At 73.7% G+C, this 17168-nt stretch carries 12 protein-coding genes; 2 read left to right on the top strand and 10 right to left on the bottom strand.

Annotation, left to right across the window (positions count from 1 at the left end):
- Positions 1 to 98 precede the first annotated feature (98 nt).
- The 5 genes from OHU89_RS38830 to OHU89_RS38810 form a co-directional block, all read right to left on the bottom strand.
- Positions 99 to 2204, bottom strand: a complete 2106-nt coding sequence (locus tag OHU89_RS38830) for an SWIM zinc finger family protein (protein WP_405649617.1) — start codon at positions 2202 to 2204, stop codon at positions 99 to 101.
- Positions 2201 to 5017 carry an SNF2-related protein gene (locus OHU89_RS38825; RefSeq protein ID WP_405649616.1) on the bottom strand — a complete coding sequence of 939 codons (2817 nt, stop codon included), beginning with the start codon at positions 5015 to 5017 and terminating at the stop codon, positions 2201 to 2203. Before OHU89_RS38825 ends, OHU89_RS38830 begins: the two co-directional genes overlap by 4 nt.
- A 135-nt stretch (positions 5018 to 5152) precedes the next feature.
- Positions 5153 to 5734: a sugar kinase gene (locus OHU89_RS38820; protein ID WP_405654833.1), complete on the bottom strand. Its 582-nt coding sequence runs from the start codon at positions 5732 to 5734 to the stop codon at positions 5153 to 5155.
- A gap of 8 nt (positions 5735 to 5742) precedes the next feature.
- Entirely contained in the window at positions 5743 to 6891 is a 1149-nt protein-coding gene (locus OHU89_RS38815) for an ROK family glucokinase (RefSeq protein ID WP_405649615.1), read from the bottom strand.
- 167 nt (positions 6892 to 7058) lie between these two features.
- Positions 7059 to 7796, bottom strand: coding sequence for a GntR family transcriptional regulator (locus OHU89_RS38810; RefSeq protein ID WP_405654831.1), 738 nt, complete (start codon positions 7794 to 7796; stop codon positions 7059 to 7061).
- Between the two features lie 130 nt (positions 7797 to 7926).
- On the opposite strand from OHU89_RS38810, the gene OHU89_RS38805 reads away from it, so the two are divergent.
- Entirely contained in the window at positions 7927 to 8928 is a 1002-nt protein-coding gene (locus OHU89_RS38805; protein WP_405649614.1) for a Gfo/Idh/MocA family oxidoreductase, read from the top strand.
- A gap of 54 nt (positions 8929 to 8982) precedes the next feature.
- On the opposite strand, the gene OHU89_RS38800 is transcribed toward OHU89_RS38805, so the two are convergent.
- The 3 genes from OHU89_RS38800 to OHU89_RS38790 all read right to left on the bottom strand — a co-directional run bounded on the left by OHU89_RS38800 (position 8983) and on the right by OHU89_RS38790 (position 11585).
- Positions 8983 to 10167, bottom strand: a complete 1185-nt coding sequence (locus tag OHU89_RS38800) for a cytochrome P450 (protein WP_405649613.1) — start codon at positions 10165 to 10167, stop codon at positions 8983 to 8985.
- 43 nt (positions 10168 to 10210) lie between these two features.
- The gene (locus tag OHU89_RS38795) at positions 10211 to 10918 is read right to left on the bottom strand and encodes a response regulator (RefSeq protein ID WP_405649612.1); all 708 of its coding nucleotides are present in this window, start codon (positions 10916 to 10918) and stop codon (positions 10211 to 10213) included.
- Positions 10919 to 10991: 73 nt separating this feature from the next.
- Positions 10992 to 11585 (bottom strand): hypothetical protein, encoded by a 594-nt coding sequence (locus tag OHU89_RS38790; protein ID WP_405649611.1) that lies wholly within the window; start codon positions 11583 to 11585, stop codon positions 10992 to 10994.
- Between the two features lie 171 nt (positions 11586 to 11756).
- Between OHU89_RS38790 and OHU89_RS38785 the strand changes: the two genes are divergently transcribed.
- Complete coding sequence (locus tag OHU89_RS38785; RefSeq protein WP_405649610.1) at positions 11757 to 13607, top strand: caspase family protein; 1851 nt, start codon at positions 11757 to 11759, stop codon at positions 13605 to 13607.
- Positions 13608 to 13612: 5 nt separating this feature from the next.
- Here OHU89_RS38785 and OHU89_RS38780 read toward each other — a convergent pair whose 3' ends face one another.
- Positions 13613 to 16489 (bottom strand): CHAT domain-containing protein, encoded by a 2877-nt coding sequence (locus OHU89_RS38780; RefSeq protein WP_405649609.1) that lies wholly within the window; start codon positions 16487 to 16489, stop codon positions 13613 to 13615.
- A gap of 1 nt (position 16490) precedes the next feature.
- Positions 16491 to 17165 carry an RES family NAD+ phosphorylase gene (locus OHU89_RS38775; protein ID WP_405649608.1) on the bottom strand — a complete coding sequence of 225 codons (675 nt, stop codon included), beginning with the start codon at positions 17163 to 17165 and terminating at the stop codon, positions 16491 to 16493.
- Between the last annotated feature and the right edge of the window lie 3 nt (positions 17166 to 17168).

The following is a 17168-nucleotide window of genomic DNA, read 5'->3' as shown; positions in this document are numbered from 1 at the left end:
TGGTGTCGCAGGGCGACATCGCGGCATTTTAGTGGCACACGAGTCGCCGTTCCCCGCAGCCACTGTGCGAACCGTGTGTGGTGGTTGTGTGAAGCGTGTCAGCCCTCGGGGGAGGCACCCAGGCCGGTCAGGGCGCCGACCGGGTCGAGGTCGGGGGTGCCGCGGGGCCACCAGTCGTCGGCGCCCGGGTCGGATTCGTAGGCGTACCACAAGCCGTCGCGGCCCAGACGGAGTTGGACATGGCCGCGGGGGTGGGTGAGGCGGTTGCGCCAGGGGCGGAAGGCCGGGAGGTCGGCGGCGAGCAGGAGCGGGCGGGCGCGGTCGAAGCGGCCGGCCGGCGGGTCCCAGGGTTCCTCCAGGACGGCGAGGCCCTCGAACCCGCCCTGCCGCCAGGCCGCGACCGCGCGTGCCAGGTCGGCCGGGGTGCGGTCGGCCGCGGCGGCGAGCGAGGCGTAGAGCGAGCGGGTGGCGGCGGTGAGGCCGGAACCGGGGCGGGCCGCGGCGAGCCGGACCGCGTCCTGCCACAGCGTCAGTTCGGCGACCGGGTCACGGCCGGTGCCGAGCAGCGCGTGGGCACGTCCGGCGGCGTCGGTCGCCAACTGGTCCAGTGCGAAGGGGTCCGGACCGCCCGGGGCCGCCGGGTAGACCGGGGGCTGCTCGGGATGCGGGGGCACCGGCAGCGGGGCCGGCAGGGGCGGCAGCCGGCGGGGTGCGAGGGCCTCGGTGGCGCGTACGCCGGGCAGCGGCGCCGGGCCCTTGTCCTGGGCCGCGCGGGCCGCGCGGGCGGCGCTCAGCCGGGACAGCGCGTCGAGCAGTTCGCGCTCGCCGCGGCCACGCAGCAGGAGCAGGACGAAGGGGTCGGCGTCGAGCAGGCGGGCGGTTTGGTAGCAGAGGGCGGCCGCATGCTTGCAGGGGTGGCCGCGGTCGGGGCAGCTGCACTGCGGTTCGAGGTCGCCGGGCCCGGGGAGCAGCCGGACACCGCCCTCGGCGAGGGCGTGGGGCATCTCCTTGTCGAGCAGGGCGGCGATGTGCCCGGTCCGCTCCGCGGCGGCGTCCAGGAACCGGTCCCAGTCGGCGTCGTCGAGCGTCCGCAGCCGCACCTGCACCCGGTACGGCCGGGGCCGGCTGCCCTGCACGTACGCGAGGACGAGCCCCGGCGTCACGGTGATGGCGTCCACATTCCCCTGCTCCGCGTAACCACGCCCCCGCGCCAGCCGCTTGGCGTCCAGCGCACCCCTCTCGAGAGCGTCCACCCACGCGTTGCCCCACCAGGTCTCGGCGAATCCACCGTCCTCGCCGGAGGCGCGGGCCGTGAACGCCGGGAAGGTACGGCGCAGTTCACCGTCGCGGCCGGGGGCGCCCATGGAGCGGGGCCGGCGAGGTGCGGCGGGCGGGGGTGAGTCCGAGAGGGCGGTGCCGAACGCGGCGTGGGCATGGAGGGGGGCGGGGCCCGTGCCGGTGCCGTACGGATCGGGGCCCGTGTCCTGCGAGGAGTCGGCGGGAACGGGGTCCCGGTCCCGTTCGGCCGAACTCCCCTGGTCCGCCTCGTCGTCGGGCATACGGAAGGCGTCGGCCAGCGACTCCCGCACGGCACGAGCCCGTTCGGCGGCGGTAGCGCCGGCCGGACCGCCTCGGGTGACGGGAGCAGGCGGTGTCGTACGGCGCGGCCGGGCCCCGCCGTCGGTGCCCCCGCCCGTGACCTCCGTGCGCAGCCGGCGCTCTTCCGCACGGGCTGCCCGCAAGGCCTCACGCGCCCGGTCCGCGGGGCGCGCTCCTTGTGGGGCTCCTCCCCCGTTCCCCGCTCCCGGGACGGGATTCGCCGTGTCACCGAGCCGGTCGGTCTCCTCACCGGACCCGCTCGCCGACGCGTCCGGCCCGGCAGGCGTATCCGCCTCGTCCTCAGGCGTCCTGGCCTCCTGCGCCGGTCCCTCGGCTCCGGCGCCCCGCCGATCAGCGGCCGCGCGCCGCAGCGCCGCGCGGGCGGCGTCCCCCGGCCGGACCTCACCGGGCTCCGGCTGCCACGCTGCGGGCCCTTCACCGATGGCTACGGCGGAGCCGGAGGAACCGGCGGATGTCCCCGGCACCGAGCCGTCGCCCGCAGGCTCCCTCGGCTCCGCCGCGCTCTCCGCGGTCCCCTCCGCCTCCCGGCGCTCCCGTGCCTCCCGCAGGGCCCGGCGTACCTCGTCCGCCGGCCGGCCCGTCATGACGTCCTCCGCAGGGAGACGAGGTCGGACAGGTCGCGGTCGGTCAGTTCGGTCAGGGCGGCCTCGCCGGAGCCGAGGATCGCGTCGGCCAGTGCCCGCTTCGCCTCCAGCATCTCGGCGATGCGGTCCTCGACGGTGCCCTCGGTGATGAGCCGGTGGACCTGGACCGGCTGGGTCTGGCCGATGCGGTAGGCGCGGTCGGTGGCCTGATCCTCGACGGCCGGGTTCCACCAGCGGTCGAAGTGGACGACGTGGCCCGCGCGGGTGAGGTTGAGGCCCGTGCCCGCCGCCTTCAGCGACAGGACCAGGACCGGTGTCGCACCGCTCTGGAAGCGGTCCACCATGCGCTCGCGCTCCGGCACCGGTGTACCGCCGTGCAGCAGGTCCACCGGGACCGCGCGGTCGGTCAGATGGGCGGTGATGAGGCGGGCCATGCCGACGTACTGCGTGAAGACGATAGCCGAGCCGTCCTCGGCCAGCAGGGTGTCCAACAGCTCGTCCAGCAGGGCCAGTTTGCCGGAGCGGACGGCGAGCTGGCCGGCGGCTCCGGCCTCCTCCTTCAGATACAGCGCGGGGTGGTCGCAGATCTGCTTCAGCGCGCCCAGGAGCTTCAGGACCAGGCCCCGGCGTGCGATGCCCTCCGCCGTCTCGATGGCGAGCAGCGATTCGCGGACCACCGCCTCGTAGAGGGAGGCCTGTTCGCGGGTGAGCGGGACCGGGTGGTCCGTCTCCGTCTTCGGCGGCAGTTCGGGGACGATGCCGGGGTCGGACTTCTTGCGGCGCAGCAGGAAGGGGCGGACCAGCCGGGCCAGCCGCCGCACCGCCTCCTCGTCCTCGCCGTTCTCGACGGCGCGTGCGTGGCGGGCGCGGAAGGACTTCAGGGGGCCGAGCAGTCCGGGGGTCGTCCAGTCGAGCAGGGCCCACAGTTCGGAGAGGTTGTTCTCCACCGGGGTGCCGGTCAGCGCCACGCGCGCGGGTGTCGGGATGGTGCGCAGCGCCTTCGCCGTCGCCGAGTACGGGTTCTTCACATGCTGCGCCTCGTCCGCGACGACCATGCCCCAGCGCTGCTCGGCCAGCCGTGGTGCCATCGACCGCATGGTGCCGTACGTCGTGAGCACGAACCCGCCGTCCAGGTCCTCCAGGGTGCGGTCGGGGCCGTGGAAGCGGCGGACGGGGACACCGGGCGCGAACCGGGTGATCTCCCGCTGCCAGTTGCCGAGCAGCGAGGCCGGACAGATCACCAGGGTCGGCTCACGGCGGGCGCGCTTCAGGTGCAGGGCGATCACCGTGATCGTCTTGCCGAGGCCCATGTCGTCGGCGAGGCAGCCGCCGAGGCCGAGGGAGGTCATGAGGTCGAGCCAGGCCAGGCCCCGCAGTTGGTAGTCGCGCAGGGTGGCGTGCAGACCCGGCGGCGGCTCGGCTGGCCGCACCCCGACCGTCAGCCGGTCCCGCAGCGCGGCCAGCGCGCCGACCGGTACGGCTTCCACCGTCTCGCCGTCGACCTCCGCGCTGCCGGTGAGTGCGACGGACAGCGCGTCGACCGGGTCGAGCAGGCCCAGTTCGCGCTTGCGGGCCTTGCGGACGAGCGCCGGGTCGACCAGCACCCACTGGTCGCGCAGCCGGACCACGGGCCGGTGGGCCTCGGCGAGCGCGTCCATCTCGGCCTCGCTGAGCGGGTCGCCGCCCAGCGCCAACTGCCAGCGGAACTGGAGGAGTTCCTCGCTCTCGAAGAAGCCGGTGCCGTCGGTGGCCGAACCCGGCGCGGACCGCACCACCGCGGCCGCGCTCAGGTCCTGGGCCAGGTCACGGGGCCAGTGCACGGCGACCCCGGCCGCCGCGAGCCGGGTCGCGGCGACGCCGAGCAGGTCGCCCAACTCCTCCTCCGACAGAGCCAGTACGTCGGGCACGTCCTGTTCGCCGAGCCGGTCCAGAGGCGCCCAGACCCTGGCGGCGCGCCGCACCGCGAGGGCGGCGTCCACGCGTGCGCGTGGGCCGAACACCGCGTCCGCCTCGCCCGACCACAGGGCCGCCGCGTCGGCCACGAGGGTGGGGTCGGCGAGGCTGTGCACCTGGACGATCGCGGCACCGGCGCTGCGGGCCCGGCCGCCCTCGTCGAAGAGGTCGTACGCCGACAGGTCGAGGCGGAGCGAGATCCGCACGCCCGCGTCCATGCCGGCGGCGACCTCGGCGGCCCAGTCCTGCGCGCCGGGCAGACGCTGCGGGCGGCGGTCCGCGAAGGGCCTGCCGGAGGCGAGGGGCGCGGCCGGGGTGCGCGGGAGGGTGTCGGCTACGGCGTCCAGGAAGGAGCGCATCAGCGCTTCCGGTTCGGGCAGCCGGAGCGGGCCGGGGCCGGGCAGCGGGACCGCGTGGCCCTCGTGGGGCAGGGCGGCGGCGATCGCGCGCAGGTGCGCGATGTCGTCCGGGTCCAGGGGGCCGGCCCGCCAGGCGTCGTGGCCGGTGGCGGTGAGGCCGGGCAGCAGCCGGCCGCGGGCGGTGAGTCGCAGCGCGTGCAGGGCGGCCGCGCCCCAGCAGGCGGTGGCGGGGTGGGCGGCGGGGTCGCGCCGGGCGCGCACGAGGAGGGGCAGGGCCTCGGCCAGGGGCAGTTCGAGCGCGGGGGCGGTCCTGCGACGCACTCCGGCGCCGTGTCGTCGTACGACGGTGAGATCCGTGTGGCCGTCGGGCAGCGGCCCGTCCTCGGGGTCCCAGAAGGCCATCCGGCCCTGGCGTGGAAGGGGTGCGGGCAGGAAGACGGCGGCGAGTCGCACGGAGACCGGGTCCATCGCTCGCCCGGCCGTCGCGACCGTGTCACTCATACGTCCTGCCACCTCCCGTCCCGCGTGTCGGATCAGACGTCTTCGACTCTACGGGCGGGGTCTGACAATCGGCTCCGGCGACGGGCCGGGCCGCCGTGCCGAGCGGCCGGACGGGACGGGGCGTCGTCCTACGGCCTACGGAACGGTGCGGGAGACGACGTACACCATCGGGTTGGCCGGATCCACGGTGTTCACCACGATGTCCTGGGTGGGCGCCGGGTTCTTCTGCTTGTGGACGAGGCCCGACCAGGGGCCGGGGCCGGTGAACCTCCAGCCGGTGATCTTCTGGTCGCGGGCGCCGATGGTGATCTCGCCCTCCTTCAGGTCGTCGCGGTTGACGCCGACGCCGGCAAGGAAGGTGTCGAGGCCCGCGTTGCTGGTGCGGAACTGGACGTAGAGGCGGCTGGTCTTCCAGTTGTTGGTCTCGTAGTACGCGATCCGGTCCGCGGGGTGCGGAATCGGCACCTGGTAGAGGCGGCGCTGGACCTTGGACGGCCAGCCGGCGGTGAGGCCGGTCGCCGAGTACTTCGCCTCCTTGTCCTTGCCGCTGTTGCGGCTCTGGTTCGCGGAGATCACCAGATAGCCGGCCGGGACGCCGATGAGCAGCACGATGATGAGCAAGGTGAGCGCCCGGCGGCGGTTGCGGTGGCGGCGGTCCTCGGTCGGCCGCCGCGGTTCCTCCGGGGAGTCGCCCTGGCGGGGCACCGAAGGGGTCACGGACGGGTTCACGCCTGCCCCTGGGTCGTACGGCGGGACTCCGTGTACTTGGCGTAGCGCTCGTAGCGCTCGACCCGGCGCCGGTTGGCGCGCCGGAAGCGGCGGGCGACCAGGCGGGCGAGGTCGGCGGCGCCGACCATGCCGGCCTCGGGGCCGAGCTGGGCGCGGACGATGCGCGCCTCGGGGCGGTAGCCGCGGCCGGTGAGCTGGCGCTTGAAGGCGTCCCGCGCGGGGCCGATCAGCAGCTCGTCGGCGGCCGAGACACCGCCGCCGATCACGAAGCAGGACGGATCGAGGGCGGCCGCGAGGTTGGCGATGCCGACGCCGAGCCACTGGCCGATGTCCTGGAGCAGCTCGATGCACATGGCGTCGCCGTTTCGGGCCAGCTCGGTGATCATCGGGCCGGTGATGTCGCCGATCTGCCCCTTGACGTGCTCGATGATCCCGTAGGCGACCGGGGAGTCGGCCGCGGCCAGCTCCTTGGCCTCCCTGACCAGCGCGTTGCCGGAGCTGTACTGCTCCCAGCAGCCGCGGTTGCCGCACGGGCAGCGGTGGCCGCCGGGCACGACCTGCATATGGCCGAACTCGCCCGCGACACCGTACTTTCCGCGCTTGACCTGGCCGTCCTCGAGGATCGCGCCGCCGATGCCGGTGCCGAGCGTGATCATGACCAGGTGGTCCTCGTCGCGGCCCGCGCCGAAGCGCCACTCGGCCCAGGCGGCGGAGTTGGCGTCGTTGTCGACCAGGACGGGCACCGCGAGCCTGCCCGCGAGGCGGTCGCGCAGCGGCTCGTTGCGCCAGGACAGGTGCGGGGCGAACAGGATGCGGTTGCGGTCGGCGTCGACCCAGCCGGCCGCACCGATGCCGACGGCGTGCACGTCGTGCCGGTCGGACAGGTCCAGGACCAGTTCGCAGATGGTGTCCTCGACGACCTTGGGGCTCTTGGACTTGTCCGGGGTCTCCGCGCGGAGCTTCTCCAGGATGTTGCCGTCGGCGTCGACGACACCCGCCATCACCTTGGTGCCGCCGATGTCGATACCGACCGTCGGCACGCGGGGTGCGGTCAGGTGTGAGCGGCGTTCCCTGGTACCGACCGTGCGGAGGACGGGGGCACGCCGGGAGCCGATCGGGGCCGTGAAATTGCCGTAGGTGCTCATCAGGCCCGATTGTGCCTCACCGTGAGTAAGGGTGCTGTGCGGGGGAGCAAAGGGGCGGTTCCTGTGCTTCGCCGGGTGCGGGTGCGTTGAGGCTCATCGCGCGCCGGTCGCGTTGTCCGGACATTGGAACCAATGCGGCGACACTCGAGCGGATCCCAGGGCCGCCTTCAGGGCCTCACGAGCAGTTGGAACTCGAAGGAGTAGCGGGTGGGCCGGTAGGTGTGGGTGCCGAACTCGACCGCGCGCCCGGTGTCGTCGAAGGTGACGCGCTGCATGGTGAGCAGCGGGGCGCCCTCCTCCTCGGCGAGCCGCTCGGCCTCGACGGCGGTGGCGCCGCGCGCGCCGATGGACTGGCGGGCGCTGTGCAGGGTGATTCCGGCGGAGCGCATCATCCGGTACAGGCCGGTGGCCTCCAGCTGGCCGGTCTCCAGGTCGAGCAGGTCGGTCGGCAGGTAGTTGCAGAGGTACGCCATCGGCTCGCCGTGCGCGAGGCGCAGCCGCTCGATGCGGTGCACGTCGCTGCCCTCGGCCACCCCGAGCGCGGCCGCGACCTCGGCGGAGGCCGGGACGAGGGTGTTGACGATGACCTTGGTGGCGGGGCGCTGACCTGCCGATTCCAGGTCGTCGTAGAGGCTGCTGAGCTCGAGCGGGCGCTTGACCTGGCTGTGCACGACCTGCGTACCGACGCCACGGCGGCGTACGAGCAGGCCCTTGTCGACGAGCGACTGGATGGCCTGGCGGACGGTGGGCCGGGACAGGCCGAGGCGCGCGGCGAGCTCGATCTCGTTGCCCAGCAGGCTGCCGGGGGTGAGCGCTCCGTGCTCGATCGCGGCCTCCAGCTGCTGGGACAGCTGGAAGTACAACGGCACCGGGCTGCTCCGGTCCACACTGAGTTCGAGCGACACGGTCGGGTCCACATCTGGTTTCGGCACGGGCCCGAGCGTAGCTCCGCGCGCTGTTGACGGGAAGTTGTGTAGTTCGATTGTCCGGACATATGCATTGACAGGGTGGGGTCTCCGGCCACATTTTGTTCACATGCGCATCGGCGTCATCGGTACGGGCCGGATCGGCACCATTCACGCGAACACGCTCAGTCGTCATCGCGATGTCGGCTCTCTGATCCTCACGGACGCGGACGGCGCGCGGGCCCAGGAGCTCGCGAACCGGCTGGGGGAGACGGCCGCGCCGGGAGTGGACGAGATCTTCAGATGGGGCGTGGACGCGGTGGTGATCACCACCGCCACCTCGGCACACGCCGAACTGATCGGCCGCGCGGCACGCTCGGCGCTGCCGGTGTTCTGCGAGAAGCCGATCGCCCTCGATCTGCCGGGCACGCTCCAGGCGATCGGCGAGGTCGAGTCGGCCGGGACCGTTCTCCAGATGGGGTTCCAGCGCCGCTTCGACGCCGGGTACACGGGCGCCCGGGAGGCGGTGCGGTCGGGGCGGCTCGGGCGGCTGCACACGGTGCGGGCGCTGACCTCTGACCAGGCGCCGCCGGCGGCCGCGTGGCTGCCGCTGTCCGGCGGGCTGTACCGGGACACGCTGATCCACGACTTCGACGTCCTGCGCTGGGTGACCGGGCGGGAGGTCGTGGACGTGTACGCGGCCGGCTCCGACGCCGGACCCGCGATGTTCCGTGACGCGGGCGACGTCGACACGGCCGCGGCGGTCCTCACCCTCGACGACGGCACCCTGGCCACGGCGACGGCGACCCGGCTGAACGGCGCCGGCTACGACGTCCGGATGGAGCTGGCCGGGGAGCTGGACCAGATCGTCGTCGGCCTGGACGACCGCACGCCGATCGCCTCCACCGAACCGACGGGCCCACCGGCCGCGACCAAGCCGTGGACGGGGTTCCTGGAGCGGTTCGGGCCGGCCTACGAGGCCGAGCTGAACGCGTTCGTCGAGGTGGTCCGGGGCGAGCGGGCCAATCCCTGCGACGGGCGCGAGGCGTTGCAGGCGCTGCGGATCGCGGAGGCGTGCGAGGTGTCGCGGCGGGAGCGGCGGCCGGTACGGATGGCGGAGCTGCCGGGCTGAGCGGGTCCTCCGACCCCGTACGGCCGATCCCCCCGCGCGGGGCCCTGTACCGCCCTACCAGCGCACCGGCAGGCTCCGCAGCCCCCGTATCAGCATCCCCGGCAGCCACTCCCCCGGCGGTCCGTCCAGGGCCAGGTCCGGGGCGCGGTCCAGCAGGCTCCGGATCGCCGTACGCGCCTCCAGGCGGGCCAGGGGAGCGCCCAGGCAGTAGTGGATGCCGTGGCCGAAGGCGAGGTGGCCCCGGGGGTCGCGGCGGATGTCGAAGGTGTCCGGGGCCGGGTAGCGGGTGCCGTCGCGGCCGGCCGCGGTGAGGCCGACCATGACGTGGTCGCCCTCGGCGATGGCGGTGCCCGCGATCTCCAGGGGCTCGGCGGCGTAGCGGAACGTCGCGTTCTCCACCGGTCCCTCGTAGCGCAGTGTCTCCTCGACCGCGCCGTCGATCAGGCTCATGTCGGCGCGCAGGGCGGCGAGTTGGGCGGGGTGTGTGAGCAGGGCGTGGACGCCGTTGGTGATGAGGTTGACCGTGGTCTCATGGCCGGCGATCAGCAGGAGGAAGGCCATGCCCAGCAGTTCCTGCGAGGAGAGCCGGTCGCCGTCCTCGGCGGTGGTGCGGATGAGGTCGCTCAGCAGGTCGTCGCCCGGTCCGGCGCACCGCTTGTCCTCGATCAGCTCGCGCAGGTACGCGTCGAGCCGGACGACGGCGTCGTAGGAGTTCTCGGGGCTGGTGGGCGCGACCACCTCCGTCGACACCTTCCGGAACTCCGTGCGGTCCATCTCGGGCACGCCGAGGAGCTCGCAGATCACGGTGATCGGCAGGGGGTAGGCGAGGGACTGCACCAGGTCGCCGCGGCCGTACGGCAGCATCGCGTCGAGGAGGTCGTCGGTGATCTCCTGGACCCTGGGCCGCAGTTCCTCCACGCGGCGCATCGTGAAGGCGCGGGAGACGAGGCCGCGCAGCCGGGTGTGCTCGGGCTGGTCGGCGCCCAGCAGATGGCGGCCGATCAGCTCCTCCTCGTGGAACGTCACACCGATCCTGCGGCCGTCCTTGGACAGCCGGGGGTCGGCGAGCGCCGCCCGCGCCTCCTCGTGCCCGACGACGAGCCAGGCCCAGTAGCCGGGATCGGAGCCCGGCGGCCGGACCCGGTGCACCGGGCCGCGCTCACGCAGCCGCGCGTACACGGGATGCGGGTCCGTGCGGAACGCCTCGCCGAACTCGCCCAGGTCGACCACTTCTGCCATGAAGATCCCTTCCCCTCCCTCCGAGAACGGACAGCACGCCCCGCTAGTGCCCGCCCTCCCCGGAATCCCCCGATTCGGCGGCGTCGGCCCCTTCCTCCAACAGCCCCGCGTCGTACGCGAGCAGCGCGATCTGCACCCGGTTGTTGAGGTCGAGCTTGGCCAGGACGCGTGAGACATGGGTCTTGACGGTGGCCACGCTCATGAAGAGTTCCGCGGCGATCTCGGCGTTGGACAGGCCCCGGCCGACCGCGACGGTCACCTCGCGTTCGCGGTCGTTGACAGCGGCGATCCGCTCACGCGCGCGTGCCCGCCGGGTGTCGGCGGCGGTGCCGACCGCGTGGTGCATCAACTGCCGGGTGACGGTGGGCGACAGGACCGGGTCGCCGGCCGCGACCCGGCGCACCGCGTCGACGATCTCCGCGGGCGGGGTGTCCTTGAGGACGAACCCGGCGGCGCCCGCGCGCAGGGCGCGCAGGACCTGTTCGTCGGCGTGGAAGGTGGTGAGGACCACGACCTGGGGCGCGTCGGGCCGGATGCGCAGCCGCTCGGTGGCGGTGATGCCGTCCACGGACGGCATCCGGATGTCCATGAGGACGACATCCGGTCGGGTGCGGTCGACGAGCGCGTCGACGTCCTTGCCGTCGGCGGCCTCCCCGACGATCTCGATGCCCTCGGCACCGCCGATCATCAGGGACAGGCCGGCCCGAACCAGCGGATCGTCGTCGACGAGGAGCAGTCTGATCGCGGTCATGGGCCTTACGTAATCACGGTTTCAGGGTCGTACACGCGCTCGCGAGCGGCCACTTGGAGTCGACCGCGGGTCATCAGCCACGCAGGAGCACTCCGTGTCGGGTGTGTGCGGCCTCGCGTGCGACGGCGCCCAGCGGAACAGGACCGCGCACCCCCGGCGCGCTGAGGAGCAGCAGCGGCGGGGTCACCACGAGCCGCATCATGTACTGCTCCTGGGCCTGCCCGAAGTCCTCCGGCTTGCCGTAGACGATCAGCAGCCCAAGGGTCATGAGGGCCGCGCTCATGGCCCGCGTCTTCTGAAGACGTCTCACATACGGGTCGTCGTAGAGACGGTGAGCGCGTGGCGGGAAGAGGCGGTGCGCCCGTACCCGGGCCGAGCGGGCGAACACGTACCCCACCATCAGGGCCGGCACCACGAACCAGGTGCACGGCAGCAGCAGGAACGCCCATACGCAGCCGTGGACACGAGGACGTCCGCCCCGCAACAGGTCGCGCAGGGGCGGCCATTCGGCACCGCGGAGGCCGCTCACCGTTCTCCACAGGGAGGCGGGGGGCTGCGGTCGGGGCTGAGGGATGTACGGATACGGCTGGGGCGGGATGTACGGCCCGGTGTTCGGCGGCGGCGGATAGGGCGGCTGGTACGGGTTGTTGGGTCCCCCGAAGCTCACGCTGGTGTTCCTTCCGGTGCTCGTGCGGCTGCGGGCCGCATATGTACGGCCCGTACGTTCGCACGAGTCAACTCGCTTCACGGCCAAAGGCCATGGGATCGGTCGTACACGCCCGGCGAACGTCCCGGGTATGCCCTGTCCGCGCCCTGCCGATGCTGGCAGGATCGCCCCATGCGCACCGTGTACGCCCTGTTCGTAGGCATCGACGACTACCCCGGCGGCCGCCGACTGCGTGGCTGCGTCAACGACGCGCGGGATGCGGAGAGTTGGCTGCGACAGCAGAGCGGCACCCTCGCGCCCGTCGTCCGGACCCTGCACGACGGTCAGGCCTCCAGGGCGGCCGTGCTGGCAGGCGTCCGGCAGCATCTCGGGCAGGGCGGGCCGGAGGACACCGCGCTGTTCTGGTTCAGCGGCCACGGCAGCGAGTACCGCACCGACGATCCGCGCGAGGCGACCGGCCACGCGCAGGCGCTGGTGTGCCACGACAGTCTGGGGCCGACCGGACAGCCGCTGCTCCAGGACAGCGAACTCGGCGCGCTGCTAGACGAGATCGCGGCGCGGGGCACCCACGTCGTAGCGATCCTCGACTGCTGCCACGCGGGCGGCGCGACCCGCGACTCCGGCTTCGCGCCGCCCGGCGCGACGAGCCGCGGCGTGGACTGGCAGCCCTGGTGGCAGGTCACGGCTGCTCCCCGCGAAGGCGGCGGCGAAAGCGGCCCCGACAGAGCCCGGCACGTCCTGCTCGCCGCCTGCCGCCCGCACGAGCGCGCGCACGAGAACCTCATCGACGGCCGGATGCGCGGCTACTTCAGCCACGCGCTGCTGGGCGCACTCGACCGGCTGGGGTCCGGCGCCCCGTACGGCGCGGTGCACACGCTGGCCGAGGAGCGGGTGCGCACCCGGACCCCGTTCCAGCATCCCGAGCTGCGCGGCCCGGAGGACGGCGGCTTCCTGTCCGGCGCCGCGGTCGCGACCGGGCCTTTCCTGCTCCGGCACACGGCGCACGGCTGGGAGGTCAACTGCGGTCAGGCGCACGGGCTGCGGGCGGCCGGCGCGGAGTTCACGCTGCTCGACGGGCCCGCCTCGCGCAAGGCCGTCGTACGTCAAGTGCACCCCGAGTCCTGTCTGGTGGAGCCCGAGGGCTGGCAACCCGGGGAGACGGACCGGCACTTGGCGCACCCGGTGACTCCGTCAGCGGTGGCGTTCACGCCCGCCGCCGTGACGCTCGCCGGGGACCCCGGCGCGATGCAGCTGCTCTCGGCGGCCATGGCGCACGTGCCGGTGCTCGCCCACGGCGGGGACGGACTGCCGCTGCGCGTCGACGCCGCGGGCGGATGGGCGCGGGTGTCGGGCGGGGCCGGGCATCCGGTGCCCGAGCTGCCGCTGCGCTCACGCGCGGACGCGGACCGGGTCGTCGACTGCCTTGCGCATCTGGCCCGTTGGCATCACATCCTGGATCTGCACAATCCCGATCCCTGGCTGTCGTCGCTGGTCCGGGTCACCGTCGAGGAGACGTCGGTGGGGCGGGTGACGCACTGCGCCGACGGCGAGATCGTCTGCGGGTACACCCTGACCGGCCGGGAGCCTCAGGTGATGGTCCGCATCCACAACCAGTCGCACCGCCGACTGTGGTGCGTACTACTGGACCTGACGGACCGTCATGCCTGTTCTCCGCACCTGTACGAGGGTGACTTCGTCGGGCCCGGCAGGGCGGGTCTGGCGCGCCGCGGGGAGCCGGTGTGGCTGCGGCTGCCGCCGGGGCGGGCGCTGGTGCGGGGTGCCTTCGCCCGGGACTGGCTGAAAGTGATCGTGACCGAGAACGAGCTGAACCTCGCGCCCTTCCGGCTGCCCGCCTGGCCCCCCGAGACTCCCGAAGAGGGCGAGCGAGCGCACCGGGAACCGGCCGTCGACGGCCTGCTGCGGCTCACCACGCCGTCGCACCGGCGGGACGCGGGCGGCCCGGCGCACGACGTGGGCCGCTGGGGTACGGCCCAGGTCGTGGTGCGTACGGAGGTCACCTGACCGGCTCACCGGCCCAGGTGGGTGAAGCCCGCCCAGGCCGTCAGGTCGGCGCCGCTGATACGGCGCACGCGGGCCTGGAGGTGGGCCGGCATCCCGGGCGGCGGCCGGCGACGGTCGTCCAGCATCCACAACTGCGCGCTGCGCAGGGCCGGTCCGGGCGGCATACCGTCGCGGCTCATGAAGTGGTGGGTCATGTACATCAGCAGGGACGTCGCCTCGTCGGGCACCGGCCACAGGGAGCCGATCACCGAGCGGGCGCCGGCCACGAGGAACGCCGTTGACAGGCTGTACGCCTCGTCGTAGCCGCGCCCCGACACATTGGTACGGCAGGCGGCGAGGACGACCAGTTCCAGGTCCGGGAAGCGACGGGCCCCCTCGGTCAGTTCCTCGGCCGCCAACTGCCCCCCGGACAGGGCGAGATAGGCACTGTGCCGCTCGCCCTGGCGCACCACGCCGTGGCAGGCGAGGTGCAGCAGTCCGCCGCGCTGCCGGCGCAGCCAGTCGGTGACGGCTGCGGGCGTGGCGGTGCCGGGGCCGAGGATGTCGCCGTCCGGGTGGAAGGCGCGGTGGATGGCCTCGGCCTCCTCGCCCGCGTGATGGAGGTCGCGGGTGGGGTTGCCGACGACGAGGGCCTGCCGGGTCCGGGCGGCGGGCCGGGTGGCGACCTCGCACAGCAGCCGGGCGGAGGGGAGGTAGGAGACGTCCGCCTCCTGGCAGGCGTGGCGGCGGCCTCGGCCGGGCAGACGGGCCGCGTGCCAGGGCACGGCGCCGAGCTCCGCCATCGGCACCAGCACGACGGAGGGCACCCGGCCGTAGCCGCGCGGGAGGTGCTTCAGCAGCGGCTCCATCACCGCCGTACCGGCCCAGTCGCACAGTCGCTCCAGCGCGGCCCGGCTCACATCCGCGCGGGGCGGTGGGGCGGGGCTGGGCTCGGTGGGCGGGCCGCCGGCGTCCCGGCCGGGGGTGCCGGTGGCGCGGTAGGACGCCAACTCGGTGGCCTCGACGAGGAGTCGGGGCATGGGCAGCGCCTGTGTCCGGCCGTCGGCGGAGACGATGAGCGCCTGGCCCTCGTCGGCTCGCCGGCCGAAGAACACCCGGTCCGTCAGGCTCGGCTCCTCCGCGTTGCCGGGAACGAGATAGACCAGGGCCGTCGCGCCCATGGTGCGCAGGGCCGCGCCGATCTCCTCGGGCGAAGGGGCTTCCAGCAGCCGCTGCCGCAGCGGGGACGCGGACAGTACCTCCAGGGCACGGCGGCGCAGCCGGCTGGACGGGCCGGAGACGGGGATCTGTCCCGTGAGCGTCAGTCCGGCCTCGGGCTGCGGTACGGCGGCCACGACGCCGGCCCGCCGCCATTCGTCCGCGAGTTCGGCCTGGCCCGCGGCGGCCAGCAGATCGGGCACAGTGGTCGCCACGGTCGCCGCGTGCAGGGCCAGCCCGCGTCCGGCGTCGAGGGCGCGGACGGCGTCCGCGTGGGCGCCGTCCTCGATGCACCAGCGGGCCACGTCGAGCGCGTTCTCGCCGGCGCGCCGGGCGGTCTCGGCGGCGTGGGAGGTACCGGACTGGAGGATGACCTGCCAGGCCGCCGCCCGCAGGGAGTCGAGGCCGACGCGCCGGGACTCCTCGTGGTTGCGGCGCTTGGCGTGGCGGTCGCGTGGATGCAGATAGTCGCCACGGAACCGGTAGGCCATGGCGAGGCACATCCCGGTGTTCCCCCACTGCGGATGCTCCGGGCCGCCGGACAGCTTGAGGGTGTGCCGCAGCCAGGCGATGCCCTGGTCCAGGTGGTGGGGGCAGTCGGCACGGGGGGCGATGCTGTTGACGGCGAGCATGCAGTGGGCCATGCCGAGCGTGCCGGCGTTGCGGAGCCACCGTTCGTCGTCGGGCTCCAGCAGGTCCATGGCCTCTCCGAGGAGACCGAACGCCTCGACGGTGCCCGCGTAGTCGCCGGCGAGCATGGCGCGCGCCGCTCGGGCGAGACCGACGTCGCTGAGCCGGTCGGTCCGCGCGTTCTGCGGGACGCCGGCGAGTTGTCGTCGTACCTCGTCCAGTGGCGTCGCGGGCGGGAAGTCCGCCGCGGTGAGGTCCTCGCCGGTGCGGCGGGCGCGGAGGATCGCCAGGTTCCCGCGGGCGGCGTCGAGGTAGGCCTCGAGGTTTGGCCGGTCCATCTGGTCGGGCGACATCCGCGCCAGGGCGGACTCCATCTCCCTGATCCGTAGGGCGAGGTCGGCCTCGTCCTCGCGCCGGGTGGCCTGGTGGGAGCGGTACACGGCCAGCTGTACGGCCATGGCCAGTCGCTGCTGTTCGTCGAACACCGGCGAGTCGGCGAGCCGGGCCAGGTCCTCGACCGCGGAGTCGAAGTCGTCCTCGCCGCCACCGAGTTGGGCCAGGTGAATACGGACTCCGGCGTGCGACGCGTCGATGGCGTCCCGATGCGGGCTGCCAGGGGGCAGCATGGCGCGGGCTTCCTCCAGTCGCCCGAGTGCAGCCTCCAACTCCGCCGGGTCACCCAGCTGTTGGAGTGCCTGCATACTGCTCACGCCCAGGATGCCGGCCTGCCAGGACTGGTCCTGCGGCCCGTACTGCCGCGCCTCGCCCAGGAGTTCCCGCTGCCGCCGCTCGTCGGCGACCGGGCGGTCGAACATCAGGTGCGTAAGAATGCTGAGGATCTGCCCCGCGCGCAGTCCGGACATCATGGTGCCCCGGGGCAGCGCCTTCCAGTCCTCGTACAGCATGTCGTACGCCTCGCGGCCCGTGGCGCAGCCCAGATGGCCGAGCACGAGGGAGGTGAGCCGGGTCATGTCCTGGGCGTCGTTCATCCCTTGGCGTGCGCCCTGCTGGATCTCGTAGATCAGCGCGTGCAAGTCGTACGGCTGCTGCGGCACTTCAGATCATCCGTTCCGGCCGTCGTGGCGCGGCCTGTGTCCGGTACGGCGCGAGTACGCCGTCCAGCCAGCGCTCGCCCTCCTCGGTCCCGAAGTCGACGGACGGCGCGCCCGTGGGTTCGAGGACCGGCGCCCCGCCCCGGTCCTCGAAGAGGACGGCGACCCGGTCGGCGGGTTCGCGTTTCGACGGCCAGACGAAGCCCTGCGCCCAGGGTTTCGTCTGCCGCCGGATCCAGTGCCCCCAGTCACGGGTCTGCGGGTAGTCGGCGCCCTCGGTGTGCACCAGCCAGGTGTCCTGTGCCACCGCCGCGAGGTCCGCGCCGGACATCAGCGACACGACCTCGACATCGGCGGCCGGCCGGAGGAACGACAGGCTGCGCCGCTCGAACGCGACGCGCGGCAGCAGCCGCGGGCCGCCGTCGCCGTCGAAGGGCAGCGAGCGCAGCAGCACCTCGCTCACGGCCGCGCCGACGCCGAAGCCGATGTAGAGGTAGCCGTAGGGGTCGTAGGGGGTGCTGTCGAACCGGCCACCGTAGTAGAAGGGGTGCGAGGGGCGGGAGTTGTACGCCGTCGGCGCGCGGTGCGTGGAGTGGACCCGGTAGACGGGTGTGCCGGCGCGCAGGACGGCACGGGTGGGCTCGCCGGGCGGTGCCTCGGGGGGCGGGTACTTGCCCATCGG

Origin of the sequence: Streptomyces sp. NBC_00019, assembly GCF_045041015.1 — a bacterium.
Classification (GTDB): domain Bacteria; phylum Actinomycetota; class Actinomycetes; order Streptomycetales; family Streptomycetaceae; genus Streptomyces.
Note: the sequence above shows the minus strand (reverse complement) of the source record. Positions and strands in the feature narration are given on the sequence as shown.

Coding starts and splice junctions, on each gene's coding strand:
- OHU89_RS38785 (WP_405649610.1), top strand. CDS start 11,757: ATGCGCACCGTGTACGCCCTGTTCGTAGGCATCGACGACTACCCCGGC.
- OHU89_RS38825 (WP_405649616.1), bottom strand. CDS start 5,017: ATGAGTGACACGGTCGCGACGGCCGGGCGAGCGATGGACCCGGTCTCC.
- OHU89_RS38815 (WP_405649615.1), bottom strand. CDS start 6,891: ATGAGCACCTACGGCAATTTCACGGCCCCGATCGGCTCCCGGCGTGCC.
- OHU89_RS38800 (WP_405649613.1), bottom strand. CDS start 10,167: ATGGCAGAAGTGGTCGACCTGGGCGAGTTCGGCGAGGCGTTCCGCACG.
- OHU89_RS38830 (WP_405649617.1), bottom strand. CDS start 2,204: ATGACGGGCCGGCCGGCGGACGAGGTACGCCGGGCCCTGCGGGAGGCA.
- OHU89_RS38805 (WP_405649614.1), top strand. CDS start 7,927: ATGCGCATCGGCGTCATCGGTACGGGCCGGATCGGCACCATTCACGCG.
- OHU89_RS38775 (WP_405649608.1), bottom strand. CDS start 17,165: ATGGGCAAGTACCCGCCCCCCGAGGCACCGCCCGGCGAGCCCACCCGT.
- OHU89_RS38795 (WP_405649612.1), bottom strand. CDS start 10,918: ATGACCGCGATCAGACTGCTCCTCGTCGACGACGATCCGCTGGTTCGG.